This is a genomic window from Thiomicrorhabdus indica, from assembly GCF_004293625.1.
GTDB classification, from domain to species: Bacteria; Pseudomonadota; Gammaproteobacteria; order Thiomicrospirales; family Thiomicrospiraceae; genus Thiomicrorhabdus; species Thiomicrorhabdus indica.
This window is the reverse complement of the sequence record NZ_CP033040.1, coordinates 1,849,770-1,869,534: the sequence shown is the minus strand read 5'-3', so window position 1 is coordinate 1,869,534 and position 19,765 is coordinate 1,849,770. Positions and strand designations below refer to the sequence as shown.

21 protein-coding genes are annotated in these 19,765 nt (G+C 39.8%); all 21 read left to right on the top strand.

The genetic code is table 11. The features are described 5' to 3' along the window. Position 1: 1 nt before the first annotated feature. The 21 genes from D9T12_RS08220 (at position 2) to D9T12_RS08120 (ending at position 19,607) form a co-directional block, all read left to right on the top strand. A complete protein-coding gene (locus D9T12_RS08220) occupies positions 2-448 on the top strand; it encodes a hypothetical protein (protein ID WP_130537722.1) in 447 nt (148 codons plus the stop codon). A gap of 4 nt (positions 449-452) precedes the next feature. Beyond that, a complete protein-coding gene (locus D9T12_RS08215) occupies positions 453-1,802 on the top strand; it encodes a type IV pilus inner membrane component PilO (RefSeq protein WP_130537721.1) in 1,350 nt (449 codons plus the stop codon). Beyond that, positions 1,799-3,370 (top strand): GspE/PulE family protein, encoded by a 1,572-nt coding sequence (locus D9T12_RS08210; protein WP_130537720.1) that lies wholly within the window; start codon positions 1,799-1,801, stop codon positions 3,368-3,370. Before D9T12_RS08215 ends, D9T12_RS08210 begins: the two co-directional genes overlap by 4 nt. Beyond that, positions 3,367-4,398, top strand: a complete 1,032-nt coding sequence (locus D9T12_RS08205; RefSeq protein WP_130537719.1) for a type II secretion system F family protein — start codon at positions 3,367-3,369, stop codon at positions 4,396-4,398. The genes D9T12_RS08210 and D9T12_RS08205 overlap by 4 nt, the downstream gene beginning before the upstream one ends. Before the next feature lie 20 nt (positions 4,399-4,418). After that, a complete protein-coding gene (locus D9T12_RS08200; protein ID WP_130537718.1) occupies positions 4,419-5,048 on the top strand; it encodes a pilus assembly FimT family protein in 630 nt (209 codons plus the stop codon). A 17-nt stretch (positions 5,049-5,065) separates the two neighbouring features. Next, positions 5,066-6,025, top strand: a complete 960-nt coding sequence (locus tag D9T12_RS08195) for an ATPase, T2SS/T4P/T4SS family (RefSeq protein ID WP_130537717.1) — start codon at positions 5,066-5,068, stop codon at positions 6,023-6,025. A gap of 34 nt (positions 6,026-6,059) precedes the next feature. Further along, positions 6,060-6,509, top strand: a complete 450-nt coding sequence (locus D9T12_RS08190) for a hypothetical protein (protein WP_130537716.1) — start codon at positions 6,060-6,062, stop codon at positions 6,507-6,509. Next, positions 6,484-7,182, top strand: coding sequence for a type II secretion system protein (locus tag D9T12_RS08185; RefSeq protein ID WP_130537715.1), 699 nt, complete (start codon positions 6,484-6,486; stop codon positions 7,180-7,182). The genes D9T12_RS08190 and D9T12_RS08185 overlap by 26 nt, the downstream gene beginning before the upstream one ends. Before the next feature lie 7 nt (positions 7,183-7,189). Further along, positions 7,190-8,032: an Lcl C-terminal domain-containing protein gene (locus tag D9T12_RS08180; protein ID WP_130537714.1), complete on the top strand. Its 843-nt coding sequence runs from the start codon at positions 7,190-7,192 to the stop codon at positions 8,030-8,032. A 62-nt stretch (positions 8,033-8,094) separates the two neighbouring features. Beyond that, a complete protein-coding gene (locus D9T12_RS08175) occupies positions 8,095-8,469 on the top strand; it encodes a four helix bundle protein (RefSeq protein WP_130537713.1) in 375 nt (124 codons plus the stop codon). A 113-nt stretch (positions 8,470-8,582) separates the two neighbouring features. Next, positions 8,583-9,914, top strand: coding sequence for a reverse transcriptase domain-containing protein (locus D9T12_RS08170; protein ID WP_130537712.1), 1,332 nt, complete (start codon positions 8,583-8,585; stop codon positions 9,912-9,914). Positions 9,915-9,925: 11 nt separating this feature from the next. Beyond that, positions 9,926-10,762, top strand: coding sequence for a hypothetical protein (locus D9T12_RS08165; protein WP_130537711.1), 837 nt, complete (start codon positions 9,926-9,928; stop codon positions 10,760-10,762). A 171-nt stretch (positions 10,763-10,933) separates the two neighbouring features. Then, a complete protein-coding gene (locus tag D9T12_RS08160) occupies positions 10,934-11,890 on the top strand; it encodes a hypothetical protein (RefSeq protein WP_130537710.1) in 957 nt (318 codons plus the stop codon). 11 nt (positions 11,891-11,901) lie between these two features. Continuing rightward, entirely contained in the window at positions 11,902-12,687 is a 786-nt protein-coding gene (locus D9T12_RS08155) for an EAL domain-containing protein (RefSeq protein WP_130537709.1), read from the top strand. A 23-nt stretch (positions 12,688-12,710) separates the two neighbouring features. After that, positions 12,711-14,036, top strand: a complete 1,326-nt coding sequence (locus D9T12_RS08150) for a PKD domain-containing protein (protein WP_130537708.1) — start codon at positions 12,711-12,713, stop codon at positions 14,034-14,036. Between the two features lie 46 nt (positions 14,037-14,082). Next, positions 14,083-15,186, top strand: coding sequence for a TraU family protein (locus tag D9T12_RS08145; protein WP_165395072.1), 1,104 nt, complete (start codon positions 14,083-14,085; stop codon positions 15,184-15,186). Positions 15,187-15,202: 16 nt separating this feature from the next. Further along, the gene (locus tag D9T12_RS08140; protein WP_130537706.1) at positions 15,203-15,955 is read left to right on the top strand and encodes a hypothetical protein; all 753 of its coding nucleotides are present in this window, start codon (positions 15,203-15,205) and stop codon (positions 15,953-15,955) included. Positions 15,956-15,990: 35 nt separating this feature from the next. Then, on the top strand, positions 15,991-16,446 hold the full coding sequence (locus tag D9T12_RS08135) for a transglycosylase SLT domain-containing protein (RefSeq protein ID WP_130537705.1): 456 nt from the start codon (positions 15,991-15,993) through the stop codon (positions 16,444-16,446). Beyond that, positions 16,412-16,858, top strand: a complete 447-nt coding sequence (locus D9T12_RS08130) for a DUF2859 domain-containing protein (protein WP_165395071.1) — start codon at positions 16,412-16,414, stop codon at positions 16,856-16,858. The genes D9T12_RS08135 and D9T12_RS08130 overlap by 35 nt, the downstream gene beginning before the upstream one ends. Next, positions 16,858-18,948, top strand: a complete 2,091-nt coding sequence (gene traD / locus D9T12_RS08125) for a type IV conjugative transfer system coupling protein TraD (protein WP_130537703.1) — start codon at positions 16,858-16,860, stop codon at positions 18,946-18,948. Before D9T12_RS08130 ends, traD begins: the two co-directional genes overlap by 1 nt. Beyond that, positions 18,948-19,607: an IncC plasmid conjugative DNA transfer DtrJ family protein gene (locus D9T12_RS08120; protein ID WP_130537702.1), complete on the top strand. Its 660-nt coding sequence runs from the start codon at positions 18,948-18,950 to the stop codon at positions 19,605-19,607. Before traD ends, D9T12_RS08120 begins: the two co-directional genes overlap by 1 nt. The last annotated feature ends 158 nt before the right edge of the window (positions 19,608-19,765 follow it).

The following is a 19,765-nucleotide window of genomic DNA, read 5'->3' as shown; positions in this document are numbered from 1 at the left end:
TATGTTTAACAAATCCGTTTTATTCTTGATTCCTTTAATTTTAGCAACGAATGCATCCCAAGCTCAAGAGTCAATGGATGTCAGTAAACCCAGTATTGCCGACATCGAACTGAAACGATTAATGCATCAGCTTGATATGGAAACGTTGAATCAAGAAAACTCAAAGTTAAACGCTAAAATTTCTAAGATCGATATACAAAAACGTTTAGAGGAAAAATTATTTGGCGTTTTACCTACAGTTCTTTCCATTGTAGGCGTTGATGGAAAATTCCAAGCCAGGCTGTCTTATCAAAATGGTTCTCAAAGAATTGTTTCACTCAATGGTGTCGTGAATCCTGGTGTCAAGATTTCCAATATCACCCCAACTTCAGTTGAAGTGTCGGCCGGAGGCAAAGTTACCCTTCTTCCTATGAATGCTAATACAGCTAATCCAATGACAATGAGGTAGTCACTTGTTAATTCAACGAGAAAAACCCTTTTTAATCGGTCTAGATTGGCGTTTAGCGCATTCAAGAAAGGATGCTAAGACTCTAATCGATGATTATAAAAAAGAAGGAATAAAGCATAGAGTTGAAGTCAAACTTGAAGCTAAAGATATCTTGATTGGCTTTTGTTCTGAGCCTTTGGCTGGACGATACGTTGCGTCATTACTGCTAGCAGATTTGCACTTTGATGGCATTTTTGTCGTACATCTTGGTAATGATCAATATTGGGTATTAGTGGTTGAAAATGGTCTCCCAGTCAATGGCCATGATCTGATTCTGCAATCAAATAATCTGACCGAAGATGCTATCTACCAAGATGTTCTGCAAACATTTTCAGATTTACCACTTCTGAAGTATGGATCTCAAACGCAAGAGGAAAAAACTTCGGATCAATTTTGGTCTGATCTTGAGTTTGCTATTGATGATAAAGAAGTCTCTAAAAAAGCATTACGTCAAGCATATAAGCGCAAACCAAATTATGCACTACTCATCACTGCAACTGTAATGACTGCCTCTGTGTATGCTTACACTCAGTTAAATAAACCTGCCGCACTTGATGTCACTGTACCTGAATCTTTCTCTCAACCCGTTGTGAAACACATCATTTCTAATGTCAGCAATGAAAAAGAAGAAAGAGAAAAACGTCTTTTGGTTTTGAAACATGAGTACGAGAAATCTTTGTCGATGAAATTGGATCAAACTAACCAAAAAGCCCAATTTACAGCTGTTATTTGGCATGACGTTTATCAATCGTTACCTGTTATTCAAAGTGGATATAAACCAAAGTCATTAAAGTGCGATCAAAGCACCTGTACTGTCCAATGGCAAGCCGCAACCGCTAAAGTTAACCCATTAGGGAAGATCGATTTAATTGGCGTTGATTTTAAAGCCTCCAGTCAGCAAGACGATCAGGCTGCTACCTCTGTTTTCAAACTCCAAGAACTTCAAAAAGAATCAAAATCGGGTTCTAAATTGATTCCTCTTGAAGAGGTAATCACAGAAAAACAACTGTTCAAGCATAGAGGTGAGATCATCAAAATTCTTGGACAATTTGGGCTGTCAAGATTTCAAGTATCAAAATTTGAACCAATCATTCAAAAAGGAAATCAAGAATTAAATATTTCAGATAAAACACTGTTCTATAAAGCTGAAATTAAGGCGGTTGGTAACGCTGAGTTGTTAACGAACTTACTTAATAAAAACAGTTTTACAAAGTCACAATCGTTTTACGTTTTACATCAATCGTTTGGTATCAACTTAGATTCTCAGAGTCGTGGCGAGTTGAATTTCTCTGTGTATCTAGGAGGCAGTAAATGACTGTGCTAATTGATGATATTCACAAAGTACCGGCCGGTAAAATTTTAAGCTTCGCTGATATTAGTGCGAATTCTGATGAATTCAACAATATCGCAATTTTAATCGGCAATAAACACAACAATTCATTGCTTGTCGATAACTTAATGCTGAGAGATTCAAAATTACTTGAGCTAAAGACTCGTTTGAGAAATCGGAATATTGAGTATCAGAGTTATAGCGCAACATCAGAAGTCATTCGATCTTTGCGATCAATGGATGTTGCCAATGATGCCATTAATGATGTATCTCAAGCCGAGAAAGTTGTCTGGAATTTAATTGAAGATGCCGTAAAACAAAAAACGTCAGATATTCATATCGAAACCCGTGGCGGCTATTGCGATGTGTTTTTTCGAATCGATTCTCTACGAGTCAAACAAAAAACAATATCAAAACAAACGGCAGAATCAATTTGCAATATTTTGTATCAAATCTATGCAGATAGCTCTTCAAAAGACGTTACTTGGTCTGCGGATTCCGTTAAAGATGCTTCTATCAATTATGTAACAAAAGACAACAAGCAAGTTCAGATTCGATTTAATTCTGCACCGATCTATCCAAGTGGTAATTTTCAAATTGTGACTCGCTTGTTGATACATCATGACTTACCCAGTATTGCTCAAATTGGCTATTCAAGCGGTCAGGTTTTAGAGCTTGAAGAGATGATGTTGGGAGCGCAAGGTGCAATTTTATTAGTCGGTCCGACTAACTCAGGAAAAACCACCTCATTACATAGTATTGCCACCCGAATTCAAGAAGTTCGCGGTGAAAATATCAAATTAGTTTCAGTTGAAGATCCAGTCGAATACGTCATTACTGGCGCTTGTCAGATGGGTGTCTCATCCGGACGTAAATCTCTTCAGAATACGGAAGGTTCTGTATATGGCCAGCTGATGAAAGCAACCCTCAGACAAGATGCTGATGTCGTCATGCTGGGTGAAGTACGCGATGAAGAAGCTGGTCGCATCATGAAAGATTTGTCTTTGGCCGGCCGGAAAATTTTATCCACTTTACATGCATCGGATGCAATGGCTGCTTTTATGCGACTCCGAGAAATCGGTGTTCCTGAAAATATTCTGTTTATGAAAGGGTTTCTTTCAGGTGTCATTTATCAAAGATTGATTCCTAAAATTTGTCCGGACTGTTCATTGAATTATGAACAAGCAATCGAAAAAAAATACATAACAGAAGGCTTGCAATCAAGATTAGCTGGCGTACTTGAGATCGATGAATTTGAATTGATTCGCTTTCGCAATCGTGATGGCTGTGAATGTAGTACATGCAATAGTAAAGGCACGGTTGGTTTAACCGTAGCCTCTGAATTTCTACCGACATCCACGCCACTGTTAAGTGCAATTAAAGAAGGGGAGTTTGAAACTGCATTTCAAATTTGGAACAACTTTTCTCATTTGCAACATGACCGATTTGGGGTAAGAGCCGTTTCACACGCTTTAACAAAAGTTTTGCAAGGGGTCGTAGATCCACATGACGTAGAAATTTCGATTGGATTGATAAAGGGTGAAAATCTTTGAATTTTTTTGAACAAATTCTAGTGACAGATCAAGTTCGTCTTGAATGGTATGAGTCTATATCAGGAATCATTCATAAAGGGATTCCTTTAACCGATGCATTGAAGGATATGGAACGCGACTTTAAGAAAGTTCGTCATCCATTGTCGCCTTTGATCAAAGAGGTGAATCGAAGATTACGTGGTGGAAGCGGTCAAGCATTGTCAATCACTGCTTCACTCAAGGGATTAATTCCTCAAGGTGAGTACATGCTTATCCATGCAGGTGAATCTTCAGGGAATCTTGAAGCGGGATTTACCAATGCAAAAAAGACGATTGAGAACAAAGAGAAATTGACAAAAACTCTCACAGCATCACTCATCAAACCTTTGATGTATATTGCAGCTTTGATTGTTCTACTGCTCTTTTTTTCAATAAAAGTTCTACCTGGCTTTGAAGAGGTCAAACCAAGGTATGAGTGGCCATACAGTGCACAACTGTTTGCGCAAGTAGCGGATATGTCTGTTTATATTTCAATTGGGATTGTCGCATTTATTGCGGCTGTTTTTTTTGGTATCCGTTTTTTGCTGCCTCGATGGACTGGAGAAAGCAGAGAATTTGCTGATCGTAACATCCCCATTTTCGGATTGATGTCTCAAATAGAATCCACGCGTTTTTTAAATTCCATTGAGGGGTATATCTCAGCAGGAGTTCCGCTATCTGACGCAATCAAACATATTCGTTCAGGTAGCTCAAACTATATTCAATATCAATGTGAATTGGTGATGCGTAGCATTCGTCAAGGTAAGACAACAGCGCAGGCTTTAACTGCTTTATCAATGATCCCTCCAAAATATCACTGGATTATTAATGTCTACAGCCGCATGGGATCTGATTCGAAAGCGTTCTTAATCATTGTTGAAAAAATCGAAAAAACCGTTTTTTCAAGACTGCAATTTATATTTGGCAATGTTTTGTCCAGTTTATTGCTTGCCCTGGTAGGGGGAGTAATTGGTTGGGTGTACATGAGCCTTTTATCTATCACTCAGTAAATTCCATAAAGGAGATTGTCATGGAAAAATCTGTAAAAAACTGTGATTTAAATAAGCTTGAATCACAACCGCCTAAACGACTGTATAACTATAAGCATAAGCAACGTGGTGTTGCTCTTATGGAATGGGCAATTGCTTTAGGCTTGATGGGGGTCGCTGCAACAGCGGTTATATCTTGGCAAAAAAATGCGACAGATGCTCAGATGGTAAACGATACGGTGCAAACCGTAGTGAATACTGCCACTAAAGCTCGAAGTTTATTTGGTATTGCCAATGATTTTACTGGGCTGAATACAATTGAAAATTGGAATAATGCAGGCTTGGTTAAAAGCCCGTTTGTTTGGGATGCGACTAATACAAAAATTTTAGATCCTTGGGGGCATGATGTTGTCGTTGCAGCCAACACAAGTGAGTTTGGTATGCAAATTGGCGGTGCAAACTTAGGCAAAGAAACCTGTGTTGATCTGGTTAAAGGTATCTCAAAATTTTCGCATCAATTGCAAGTCGGTGATTCAGCGTCATTAGCATCAGGTTTGACTGTGACGGCAGATAATCAGGTAAAAAGTGTATCAACCGATACACCTAATCCAGTGGCTATTGCAACGGGGTGCTCTGAAACATCTCCTGTCATTGTTTTTACCATTAAGTAATTAAAGTTTTTTAGATTATGTCTTTTACAGATATTCACATTAAAGTAAAAACGCTTCCTGCCGGAAAAAACCAGTCCGGTAGTGAAGTCGATTTGGACTCAACTCTGGTATTTCCAGGGTTGACTTCAGGTAAGGATTTTTCTGATCCTGAATTAATTCAAAGCCTCTACGAACTCTGTCAAGCAACACAATCAAAAGATGCCTCTATTGAACACAATGGACAGCATTATCGTGTTTATAAAGATACACGCTCAATCGATGGAATTTGGTATCGCGTTCGTCGTGCAACGAATGAAGCTCTGAATTTGAGTAGACTTCCCAGTCCTCTCCCTGAGTATGTTCAAGAGGCATTGATTGATTCAAGCATTGTGAAGGGAGGGTTGATTTTTATTTGCGGCGCTCCTGGTTCAGGAAAAACGACGACCGCTTCTGCAACGGTGGTATCTAGACTGGAGGCTTTAGGAGGTATGGCCTACACGGTTGAGGATCCTCCGGAACATCCGATTAATGGCAGACATGGTAAGGGTTATTGCACCCAGACAACCGTTGCCAACGACCGAGATTGGACTGAATCGATGAGAGGGGTACTTCGATCCCAGCCAGCTAATCAAAATTTAATTTTGTTTGTGGGTGAGGTCAGGGATTCTGAAGCCGCTCAAATGCTTTTGCGTGCAGCCTCCAATGGTTTCTTGGTTATTTGCACAGGGTTTGGGACAGATTTAGTCTCTTCTCTTGATTCTTTTAATCAATTACTTGGAGAGAACTCATCTAATACACTTGCTTCAGTATTACGCGTGATTCTGCATCAAAAGATTGAGGACGGCCGTTTAAATACAACGATATTAAAATCAGAGGGAGACTCTTCAAAAGTTGCTTCAACTATACGCTCTCGTAATTTACCTCAACTTAAAGATGAAGTGCTCTTTCAAAAAAATCAAATGCGGCAAGCATTAATTCAAAAACGAGCAGCTAGTTAAGTAAGGCTTTAGTTAAGGTTTGGAGGGTTAGGTCTTGTTATTTCTCTATATTGTGTTGTTGGTAGGCAGCGTAGCTTTGCAAGCTGGCTTGAATGGTCATATTCAGGAAAATTCATCCGGAACTAAAATCATTGAGGTTACTGAAGAAGTCAGTGCTTATAAAAACTTCACTTGGGCTGCAAAGCTTTTTGTGGAGAAGAATCCTGCACCTAGCTCAAAAACCTTTTATCAATGGGTAGATATTCAATCCAATACACGGCTACCAAGTGGTATGAAATCTTTGTCAACTGCTGCTTATTCAAATTTTTATCTTTCTAGAGATACGAATAATTGGGCTGTATGTGGGCAGTTAAGTGAGCCTGCTATTTTACGTCTTGAAGCCAATTATTTGACGAAAACTCGTTTATCGTCAGGGAGTCAAGACTATATCGTGTTGGGAGAGACAGGGAGTGATGCCGATGTTTATAAAACGCTTTGCGAATAAAAAATTGGGTACGCAAAAAGGTATGGCGATGCTTGAGATGGTTGCAGCGCTCAGTGTTGTTGCATTATTAATGACTTCCGTTTTACAGATGAATGAAACCATGTCGATAAAGTCATCTGCCGCTTTGGAATCCGACAACTTGGCCACATTTCAAAATAGTGCTGCTCAGTACTTTTTGAATCATCGAACAGGCATAACCCAAGCTATGACCGATGGAACGGATGCAAATAAGTATTGCCAGATACATGCAACAGGAATCGATAGTGCAACTGACGAATTAAGTGGTGGTGTGGCTACATTTAATACCACGTTACATACCTGTGCGTTTGATGCTTATGCGTTAAAACAGCGGAATCTATGGCCGTTAGAACTACCGCCAATAACCAGTGATCATTATGTGGCCATTTTTCGACAAATCTTTACAGAAGGGGTCGATGGCATTTTAGGTACAGCCGATGATGAGCCAACGAATGAAGTTGATATGTTGGTGGTATTGGCTAGCTTTGACGGAGATCAAGCACTGATTGAGGCTGATTTTGAGAAGTCACTTGAAACACGAAAGCTTTTAGGCGCTACCGCTGGAATTGTGCCTGGAAGTGATCTCGTGGCTTGCAATGCTGGAGAAGCATGTGGATCAGGTTGGAAGTTAGATTTAAATGAGTTTATAAATTAGGTGGAATATGCGTTCATTAAAATTATCGATCATTATGATTGGGTTAGGGGTTGGAGCACAGGCAGTTGCTGCCCCCGTCATTGTACAACCAGGTAGCACAGCATCTTATTTGTATTTTCCTGAGCCATCTACTACGGCTGCATCTTCAGGATCTCTTGATGCTCAAGCAATGGCAGAAGCGATGCAAACCGCTCAACTGACCGTAGAAAAAGACCCTGCTGATTTAAGCTACACAATTACAATTAATGGGGAGAGCTGTGGGGCAGGATGCGATTATATGAACGCTGCCCCACCAGCAGGAGTGATTGATGTAGAAACATCGACCAACGTGCAATTTCGAGATATTGATAATAATTTATATCCAAACTGTATGTCTTATTCAGGTGTTACAAAGTGTCGATTTTATTTAGAAGCCAGTGGCTCTTTGTATGTCAAGACTGTAAGTCCAAATGGAGGCATAACGGTTGAACCAGGTATGGCTGCTGCACTTTTTGATGAAAATCGTACAGCTGAATATGGATGCTACAACCAATCTACTGGGGCATCCTCAACCACAAACGGAGAATATAACACCTCAATCACACAAAGCTGCTTACCAAATAATTCATCAAATGCTGTGGCAGCAAAACTTTGTTCTGACAAAGGGAGTGGCTGGTATTTACCAGCCAAGACTCAGTTGAACAGCCTCTTTGCACAAAAGGACTTAATTGGAGGATTCTCCCCAGCTAATTACTGGTCTTCCACTGAGGACAATGCCACTTACGCATGGTCCCAGAGCTTTAGTGTTGGCAGCCAGAGCAACGACCTCAAGTACAATCTCAACCGAGTTCGTTGTGTCCGCAGTTATTGATTATTTGAGTATTTGATTCTTTCTGAGCCGTTTACGGCTCAGCGAAATTTTTTGGAGACCATATGGCAAGAGCAGACCATCTACCCATTTACAAGAAAACTTATGACCTAGTTTTAATGATTACGAAAGTGGTAAAAAATTTTCCACGGGACTACAAATTAGTTTTAGGCAAGGATTTGATTGAGCAATCTAGAGATATCGTTCTCATGATCTATCGTGTCAACAATTCTTCAACAGATAGGCTTTCAAAAATAATAGAAATTTTAGAGCGCATGGAGCTAATTATGCTAAGCCTTCGTTTATGTAAAGACATGCACTTTATTTCAATTGGACAGTTTGCTCGTCTATCTAATTTAAACGTTGAAATTTGCAAACAAGCCGAAGGTTGGAAAAAAAGTGAAAAAAGAAAACAAGCGCCAATAGGTGGAACGGCTTGAAGCCGGATTTATATTTATTAAGGTAAATATGAGAGAGCAGATTTGACTGGTATTTGTTGTAAACCACCTGAATCCATAAGACAGGTAGAAAGTGCAGAAGGCAGAGCGACGAAGTGAATAATAAGTTGAATTTACAACTGAACTTGCCGCTTGACTGCGCAACCGACGCTGCTCAAAAGCAACCGAGTGCATCGGCAAGAGTGTTTACCAATGGCGCTGCCACAGCTAATTACTGGTCTTCCACTGAGAACAATGCCAATAACGCATGGTACCAGAGCTTTAGTGATGGCAGCCAGAGCAACAACAACAAGAACAATCTCAACCGAGTTCGTTGTGTCCGCAGTCAATACCAAGCCGTTCCACCTATTGGTGCTATAGAAAAACTTCAAGAAGATATTGTTCCGATCGCAGATTATCCATTCACTCTTGAAGAGGTATTCAAAGCCTACTACTCGTGTCGTAAAAATAAGCGAAATTCAGATCATCAAATACAGTTTGAAATGGATCTTGAAAAAAATCTAATCAACCTCTTTGAAGAGATCAAATCGCAAAGATATAAGCCACTACCGAGCGAAGTGTTCGTTGTAACCAAGCCTAAACCAAGGGAGGTTTGGGCAGCTCAATTTAGAGATAGAGTTGTTCACCACATCATTTATAACCGAATCTCACCCTGGTATCACAAAAGATTTATCCAAGATTCTTATGCATGCATCCCAGGAAGAGGAATACATAACGCTGTTACTAGAGCGGTTAAAGCAACGCGAAAAGAAACTAAAAACTACAAAGACATTGCATATTTCGGAAAATTTGATTTAGCAAATTTTTTCGCAAGCATTCACTTGCCAACCGTTTGGAAAATTTTTAAACGAGATGGTGTTTTAGAAAATGATGTTTTGCAGTTTTTGCTACATGAAACCCTTTTTAATCAACGAAGAGAAGAGGCGATTAAAAAAGGAAATGCCCTGAATTTCAGTAAGGTTCCAGAGCATAAAAGCCTTTTTAAAGCTCATCAAGACAGAGGGCTACCAATTGGAAACCTAGATTCTCAATTGATAGCAAATGTTGTAATGAATGAACTAGATTGGTATATGAAGCATGTAGTAGGTGTAGAACATTACATTCGATATGTGGATGATATTTTAATTATTCACCAGGATATTCGCTTTATTAAGCGTTGCCATCTTTTAATGGAAAACTTTGTTTCGAAACGGTTGCTCATGAACTTTAACCCAAAAAAAACCATATTTAACCAGACATCAAAAGGTATAGATTTATTGGGATACTTCATATTACCTGGTCGAGTCTACTTAAGAAGAAACACCTATCGTCGAGTGGAAAGAAACTTGGCCAACAGTAAATTAAACTTAAACAAAGAAAATTTCGATAAATCCCTTGCTGCTTACAGAGGGATGTTTTCCCATTGTCAAAGCAAATTTAATCTATAAAAGGTGGAAACATGCATCAATATAATTCTGTTTTAAAAGACTGCGGCTTTTCTGAAGCCCACCTCGATACGTTTTTGTTTTTACAGCGGCTGGCATCAGGCTTGAATATTATTGCTTCAGCTGATCTGAAAGCTGCTGATAAGGTTATGAAACTCATTGCTGAAAGTTTTGATGGCCAGATAGGGCCATCAAAAAGCGTGTACCGTGGAAAGTTAGCTGACGTTACAGATGAAATGCTCGATGAGTACAATATTTTTGTGGTTGACGAGATCAATGAGCGTAAAGCTGTTAGACGTTGTGTTGAGTTGGCAATGAGTGGTGCTCAAGTATGGGCAAGTGTTCGTTCACACGGTGTTTTGAATGTGATTGATAAGCTGCATTTTCTACTCATGAATGAGCTGATCTTTTCACCCACGATTTTGACGGGTGTTTGCTGCGTGAAAGAAATTCCGATGATTGATTCAAAAACGAAATCCGTTGAATTCTTGTCTCAATCCGCAGAAAAACACATACCTTTTGAAGCCAGGAATCGTTTTATGAGATCCATCGATATCGACCAGAATATACGCCTACGAATTGGAAATATATCCTCAACGACCGTTGTTGCTGAAGTGTTAGCTCTGGATGAATATGTTGGTCATCATTTACTAAAAAGTGAACGTCTTAACGCTCTGGATCATATGCGAAATAAAATTGGATTTCAGACAATGTTGCAACACGCCTCTACAAAAATGGCGAACGGGATTTTGGATCCGAGAGATGTTGAGCTTGCGCTAGGTTCATTAATGATGACTGAAGTGTTAAAAGACAACACCATCGGTATGGATGAAATATCACGATCAGCATAATTTAAGTAATTGTTTTAAAACGTAAAAGGTGCTTAATTCGATAGTGGGTTAAGCACCTTTTTTTATTGATAAATTACAAGTGTGAGATTTTGTTTCTTGTAATCGGTACTTTGATTTCATTTTTTTACTAACCTTACTTACGTAATTATTTTTCTATGGGTATGTAAAAAAATGAGTGAAAATTTGCCACCGTTGCCGTCGGATGATGATTCATCTAGCTCTCTAAACTCCTCAGCCTCTTCCGCTGAAGAGCAGTCGGTCGATAAAACGTCTGCTGGTAATTCTAAAATTCGCAAATTCATAAAAATTGTTAAGACAATCTTTGTTGTGCTGATCTTATTCGTAGTCGCTGCTGTAGGCTTTTTAGGCTTGCTGGGTTTCTTAGAAAAAGAACAAGTGATTGAAACAGAGCCTGCTAAAGTCGAAGATATTATCGATTTTAATCAAAAAACCAATACTTCTACCATACCCCAAAAGCTTTCTGAGCCTTCAGCAGCTATAAAACCACTTGAATTAGTGAATTCAAAGCCAATAGTACTGAGTCCAAGTAATACTGTAAGTACCACGGCTCATAATTTATCTACCATTTCTCAGTCAACGCCACACGATCTTTTGGAATCTGAAAAGTACCCAAATGAATTAGTAGAACTGGAGACTGAATCTTTGGATACAAAGCAAGAATCCCATTCGTTACATGAAAAGTTTGAAGAATTTGCAGGACAGATTGAAAAAGATCGTGTGGATTTACTGTTCAAAATTTCCAAGCTAGAAAGCTCGGTTGTTAAAAACAAAGAATTAAGCATTGAGAATCAAAAGTCTCTTCAGGGGCTTGTTGAGAAAGTTGTAGACCTACAGAAAAAAATTCACTCAAAAACAACGTCTAAAAAAACAGAGTCTGAAAAAAAACGGGTGAATAAAAGTGAAGTCTCTCGTTTACCGGCTCCTGTTTCTTTTACTCGTTGGTCAAGCAAAAATGCAGCGTTTGTCGAATATCCAAAATCGCAGTTAAAAATGTTGTTTATTGGCGATTCATTGATGGGGTGGTCTGTTGTGCATATCGATCTGACAAAGAATGAAATTGTTTACAAGAAAGATGACCAAAAAGTTATCAAGAAAGTTGAAGGGTAAGGAAGTCATTGATGAGTAAAACCTTAATTTCATTTGATATGTTCGAAATAAATCACTTAATGCGATTGGTTTATCAACCCATCGTTGATAAAGAACAAAGTTTACAAAAATTCGAAGTCTTACTAAGGCTGGATACAGACCCTCCCATTTCTCCCCAAAGCTTGGTTGATTGGGCAGAACTGGAAGTTGAAAAAATGGTTTTCTTAGATTTGGCTGTGCTAAAGCGGTTTTATCTGGATGTACAGCAATTGTTTTATGCAAATAGTCAGTTTCAATCCGTCACATTTGCTTTAAATGTCAGCCCTTTGACTCTCGGAATTGATACACGTTATGTTGATGAAGTAACGCGAATGCGTCACCTTCATCCTGAAGTGCTGGTAGAAATCGAAGTATTAGAAACTAAACCTAACCCATTTCATAAAGCGACTCTAAGAGAAAACCTTAAGACGTTGGCCAATCTTTCAATTGATTTGTCTATTGATGATTTTGGCAACGGTTTTGACTCGATGATCAAGATTACTGATTTGTATCACAACGTAAAACTCGACGGACAGTTGATTGAATCCGTCCACTTCGATCGCAAGCATTTTGAAGTCACTTGCAGCTTAATTACGTTGTGCCACAAGCTTGGCAAAACAGTCACGGCCGAGAAAGTGGAATGCCAGCATCAACTAGACATCTTATGTAGCTTGAACTGTGACTATTACCAAGGCTACTACTTCAGTAAGCCTCTCGAACTAGAGCATGTCAGGCAGTTACCTCTTCATACAAAGCCTTATAAACGCCATTTGGCTTAAGTTTTAAGATTAAAGGAAAACACATGAAAAATAGAAAATTATTGGTTGTATTACTCTCTCTAGCAGGAGTTCAAGTAGGCTGCCAGAGCCAGGTATCACCGGATGAAGCGAAGCTATCAGTATCTTTTACTGAAAACGCAATAACTGAAACGGCTTATCAAGGCGATACCCTCTATTTACAGTCAAATTATGTCGGCAATTTTCAACCGGATTTTATCCAAGTCACTCAGGTCTCCGGAGAGTCTTTAGAACCAATTCAAACGGTGTGTGAATATGATTCTAATCTAGATACAGGTGTCGTATGGGAAGAGGATAAACAGCGAGTCTCGTGTACAGCAAGGTTTGAAAAACCTTATATCACTTCTACACAGGACTACCAGTTTCAAGCACAAGCTTACGACATTTACGGAAATTATTCTGAAAGCTTTATTTCCGTTCAAATGCTGCCAGGTGAATTAAGCCCTTTAAATGTTACTTTAGGACAAGATCAACTCGCTCAAAACGGCGAAAAAGTGTATTTGTCTCCAGTCGTCAATTTGGATCAACGTTATCACGAGGTTAGTTATCAGTGGCAATTATTATCCAATGACTTCAATTATGACTTTCCAACCACCTCAGAATCTGAATTTTTAGAAATTTCTGTCCCTGATTACCTTGGAACCATTTCCAACGGCAGTCTCGTTTATCGTTTAACGGTTGTCGATGAATTAGGTCGTGAAGCAACCGATACAATTTCAGTTCATATCAACCAGTCTTCTAACCCAACAGTCTTAAATGTAGAAGCTGGATCGTCGATTTATACGCATGAAAATATTATAGAACTGTCTGGATCAGCGTCTGAAGAAGCCATTTTTTACTACTGGCAAGCGGTTTCTGAAGAGAATTCAAATATTGTCAGTCAAAACAGTTTAAGTACATCCGTCGAACTCTCGAATGATGGAATGTATGAATTTGAGTTATTGGTCAGCAAAACTCAGTTAGACACAGTGGATCAGCGGCAATCAGTTCCTGAGTTCAATCGAGACCGATTAGTTGTCGTGAAGTCGAGTGATTTGATTTATCACGTTGATGCTGGGCAGTCTTTAAACGTCAACCAATCAGTTGTGGATTTGAGCGTTAATGTTTTGGCTCAAATTGAGAGTGAAAAGCTGTATTACTATTGGGAAAGTTTGACTCCAGATGCATCGATATCGATGGCTGAAAGCGCTAGTACAACGGCATTGCTTCCTAATGTAGCAGGCGTTTATCAGTTTAAGGTTTACGTCAGCCAAACCCCTTTGGATGCTCAAAACCTAGATCAGGTAGCAAGTCACCAGCAAGATGTTGTGGTTGTGCAGTATGCGCCATAGACAGGTTCTCTTGAGATTTTTTTCTTATCTAACCATGAGTTTTCTCATGCTTACGATGCCTGCTAAATCTTCTCAAGCCGCCACATTTACCTCTTTGGATGCGATTGAGACATCAATCAATCCACAGTGTATTGATTACTGTTTGATAGGTGTGTGTGTACATCTTGTCTGCTCGTTGTCAGGTTGTTCGATTTCGACATCAGCTCGAATTCGACACAATTTGCCGGATTTAATTGTGAGTGTTTACGATCAAGTAGAAGAACAGCCTTGGCAAGAGTTCAGGCAAGTCCAATCACAACTGGTTGGATTTGTCGGTAACAAGGGGGCGGATTTAGATATGGGTGAATACCTTGCAAGTGATTTTATATTTAAAAATGCATCCGTGGTTGGACATCCTTTCATGTTATTTGCTGGAGACTACACCTCGTCAATAGGCTCAATCAGTAGCAGCATTTATGTTGATTTTGTGCAGGATGACCCTGATACAAAAAATGAGGATGAAAGCTGGACTGACAAGCAAAAATCAGCTGCTATTAATGCAGCAGTTAATAGTATCCAAATCAGTGGTTTGAATAAATTAATGGGCGATTCGAAATTCATGGGGTTTTGCCCTTCTAAAATCACGCCTTTCTTTCCCTACTATGATTCAACGGTCGATATGCTTGAATGGCGGTTTGGGATTGTTGATCGAATACAGTCAATCGTAAAAGGTTATCACCTGCCTGGACAAAGAGAAATTGGTTCCAGAAGTGGTCTTAATCTTATCGGAAATAGCTGGGGTTCGGTATGGCCAAGAATCGGTACGGTGATGCAGCAAGAAGATCCTAAAGCAGCAGCAGTGATTGCACAAAGAGCTGTCGATATCGCAACGAATGCCGATGACTGGCGAATATCTGTACAAGCGAAGGGTTCAAGAGCAAATGAGAAAAGAGATCTTTGGCAAATGATTAGTCCTAAGAAAGATCGAACTTGCAAAGCATTCGGAAGTAAAAGTACTGGAATTGATACCTGGTCAACGGGCAGAAATCCAGATGGAAAAAATCAGTATGGATGGAATTATTGGAGAGGTTATGAGTGCTGTACAGATAACTTGCCTCTACTGAAGGTCGTTTACACGCCTGAGATCTGTCTAACGGATATTTTTAAATAATGATTGAGGTTAAAAGGTGAAAAAAATTTTATTGCTAAGTGCACTGCCTTTGTTGGTATCTGTTGTACAAGCTTCTGAAACCAATGATGTTTCTGTAAAAAAATCATCCGTTGAGCAATTGTCACAACAAAATAAATCTAAAGAACCACTGGCCATTGAAAGTATTGAACAGAAGTTTTGGGGATTAAATGACCAGGAATGGAAACGGTATTTGACACTCAAATCCATTGCTGAGCAACTTTCTAAAAATGAGACGCCATCGACCCCTCCAGAGGTTTTGGGAATTTTTGCACAGACAACAGAACAACGGCAGAAGTATGCCCAATTGTTTGCTAAAAAGTATGTGCAGTATGTTGATAGCTCAATTGTCAGTATGCGAATGGTTCAAGCTGAGTTACGAAAGCTAAATGAAGGGCGAATGCTGTTTGATTACGAACGATTGAATCAAATTCGGGGTGATGAAATTGGTGTCAATGATCGTATTCAGTTTTTTACCAAGGTTAATTGCGATGAGTGTCATGCAAGGCTTTCACAGTTGGTTAATCAAGTACGTTTTTATAAGGTGAAAATGGATATCTTCATTGTTGATGATTCGACAGATCAAGCATTGCAAAGTTATGCGGAGCTCCATGTTCCGGAAGATTTAGTTAAAACCGGATTTATCACATTGAATCGTGATAAGACATTTATAGCAAAGCACAAGCTGAGTGTTCCAGTCTCCTTTATTTCTAAAAATGGTTCAAATTTAGAAGTTCATACAATGGATTAGTTGTTGTGCGTTTTTTATTGTTCTGCGTTATTTGGATGACTTCTTTACCTGTGTTTGCGAATCATTTTGTAGAGATTGCCCAGCACTACGGCCATCACCCGTTGGTTTTATATGGTATTGCTCAGCAAGAATCTACAAACCCTTCGACCGGCAAACCCTGGCCTTGGACGGCTAACTTTGATGGGAAAGGGGTTTATTACAACTCAAAACAGCAAGCGATAGCGGAAGTATACAAGGCGTTGAAGAGGGGTCAGAGAAACATCGATGTCGGCATTATGCAAGTATCGCTACGCTACCATTCAGAAAAGTTTAAGAATTTGAATGAAGCCTTTGATCCAAAAAACAATATCCGAGTTGCAGCAGAAATTTTAAGTCAATTTGATGGTGATCCTTTGTTTTTACAAATCGCAAAGTATCACTGTCCATCAAAGAAATGTCGTAAGAGAGCTTACCGTTATGCTCAAAAAGTTATTGCCCGTCTTAAGCCTTAGTCTCGTGCTAGTTGTGCCGGTGTGTTCTGCTCAAAGTCCTGATCAAAGCCCTTTGGCCAAAATGATACAAGCGACTTTACCTTTTTCCACGTCGGCATCTCCTGGACGCTTTGCAACTTACTCCTTATCTAATCGTTATGATCAGTTTAAGCCCATGTTGTCCGGTCGAACATTTTGTGTACTGGGTGCTGATCCTCTGTCATTGCGTTGGTTAAGTCTTAGAAAGGAATTGCTCGTTAAACATCATGCAATCTGTTATTTGGCCAACATTCAAACATTGGCGGAAATTGACAAAATTCGTCAAGCAGCGCATCCATTAAATGTAAATTTGGTTAATGCAGATGTCTTTTTAAACAGTTTGGATATTAAACAGTATCCCGTTATTGTCCATCAAGGTTGGGTAGCTCAATAATGATTTTTCGACCCAAGTATCCCATCGAGGCTTTACTGCGGCCGCCCGTTGAATTCCATTCTGCTACAGCCGCTTTAATCATCAGTCTGATCATGTATAAAATGCCTCAAATTTTGTTGATGTCTCAGCATATGGCTTATGTCGGTTCAGCTATTTTTGTGCTGATTGGTCTAGCCAGGTTTAGACAGGGGTATAAGATTTATCGTTACCAAAAAAACCTGGTTCGACTGCCGTATTATGGAATGCGTCCTAGACAAGTACCGGTTAGCAACCGTACTTTGTTTTTAGGTTTAGGGTTTCGTTGGACTCAAAAGCATACTCAACGTTTGTTTGATGCGATGGAGCCTGAAAACGAAAAATACATCACACCGCCTAAAATCTATCAATGGGCACGTTTACTTGAAAAGAGGTTAGAGCGATTCAAAATTGCAGGGTATTTAATTGTATTGCTGTCATCTAACAGCCGTTTTAATCCTGTCAGACCCTTACCACCGGTTGGTGGTAATCCGGCCATTCATGCAGTCGGTATGTTGGAAGGTGAGTATTCGGTCGATATGCCGCTGGGTGAACGGGTAGGGCACACACTTGTGTTAGGTACAACCAGGGTTGGAAAGACTAGGCTAGCAGAAATCTTGATTACTCAAGATATTCGTCGCGGTGATGTTGTTGTGGTTTTTGATCCCAAGGGCGATGCCGACTTGATGATGCGTTGTCAGATCGAGGCTAAACGAGCCGGTCGGCCATTTTATATGTTTCATCTCGGCTTTCCGGAAGTTTCTGCACGTTACAACGGGATCGGTAATTTCAGCAAAGTGACGGAACCGGCCGGTCGATTGTCTGATGCGTTACCATCTGAAGGAAACAGCTCTGCGTTTAAAGAATTTGCTTGGCGATTTGCAAATATCATTGTGCAAGCGGATGTCGCACTGGGTAACAAACCTTCTTATCACTCCGTCAGAAAATACGTCAACAATATTGAACCTTTATTGTTGAAGTACGGCAAGATGATTTTAGGTAAGTTGGCTCCGGAAGGATGGGAAAAACTCTATCATCAGATTCTGGACAACCTAGATCCAAAGACCTTGCCATTTAGTTTGAAAGACCGTAATCCAGAAGCCATTGCGCTATTGAAATATTGCGAAGCCACAGAATTTTATGATGCCGTCCTCGATGGACTGCTAGGGGCTTTTAAATATGATCGTAGTTACTTTGACAAAATTGTATCAAGCTTGGCACCTTTGCTTGAAAAGCTCACCACCGGTCGAGCGGCAGAACTTATTGCGCCGGACTATCAAGATGTGACCGATAAACGTCCAATTTTTGATTGGATGAGTGCCATACGGCAAAAAGCAGTTGTGTATGTTGGACTGGATGCACTGTCTGATTCAACCGTAGCTAGCGCTGTCGGCGCATCGATGTTTGCTGATTTAACTAGCGTGTCGGGTTTCTTGTACAAAAACGGCATTACCCTCGGTTTGCCGGAAATGCAAACCGGCCAGAGAAAAGTCAGTATTCATGCGGATGAATTTAATGAGCTTGTTGGAGATCAATTTATTCCGATGATCAATAAGGCTGGTGGTGCAGGCTACCAAGTCACGGCCTATACTCAGACCGAGAGCGATATTGAGGCTCGAATCGGTTCTAAGTCTAAGGCAGGTCAGATCAAAGGGAACTTTAATAACTTAATTATGCTGCGTGTTAAAGAGCCTACGACAGCGGAAATCCTAACTAGCCAGTTACCGAAAGTTCGGGTGAATGAGCTTATGGCCGTAACCGGTGCCAATGACTCATCCGATGTGGGTTCTGGTGTGGATTTTACATCGAAAAACGAAGATCGTACTTCTAAACGTGAAGTAGATATGATTGATGTCTCGACAGTTATGTCGCTGCCAAAAGGCCAAGCGTTTGCTCTTATTGAGGGGGGGCAATTGTATAAGATCCGGATGCCGTTGCCTGAGAAAGAAGACGATCCAAAAATTAAAACTGAGTTTAGTGATGTATATGGTGAAATGGTAGCAAAATACAATACCGGCGAAGGGCTGATGAGTCGTAATAATGATTGGCTGAGTGTTGCTAAGGTGGCAGCTTAATGGCAGAGACTTCAGGTAACAAAGGCGTTGTCGTAAATGTCACACGATTTATTTTGTTGGCAATCGTTTCGTATTTTATTTCGTTATTTTTCTCGATTTTGATTGAGTGGGTAGGGATTTATTTTCAATGGTGGAGTCTTTCCGGATCCCAACACGCTTATAACGTACTCAAAGTGGAATTTGGGTGGCTACATTCTGATTATCAGTCGTTTATGGTGACACCTGGCGATTTATCTTTATTGTTTATCCAGTATCTGGATACATGGGTGGTAAAAACCACTTGGTTTAGCTGGTTTGTTGAATTCTTGGGGCAATCTTCCGTCTTAGATTATCTTTATGCCATGATTTACGTAATACAGACCGCATTATTGCGTCTGAGCGTTATTATTATGTCAATTCCTGCTTTGATGCTGTTTGTTCTGTTTGCATTAATTGACGGCTTAGCTGAGCGCGATATCCGAACATGGTCAGGTGGCCGTGAGACTTCTTTTGTGTATCATCATGCAAAATCTTACATTGTTCCTTTTATGGTTTTGCCAATTATTTTGTATCTTTCGATACCAATCTCCATTCATCCAAGCATTTTTATGCTTTTGTTTGTTTTGCCAGCCAGCATGACGGTTTGGGTTGTTGCAAAATATTTCAAAAAATATCTCTAATTGTTCTTCTCTTAAAAAACGCCTGAAACTCTTATGCATTGGGCGTTTTCACTCTTTTTATATTTCTAAAAACACACCACAAAATTACAAGTGTCAATTTTTGTTTTTTGTAATCGGGTCGTGGAATTTTGATTTCTGGAATACTTGCGCTTAAAAAT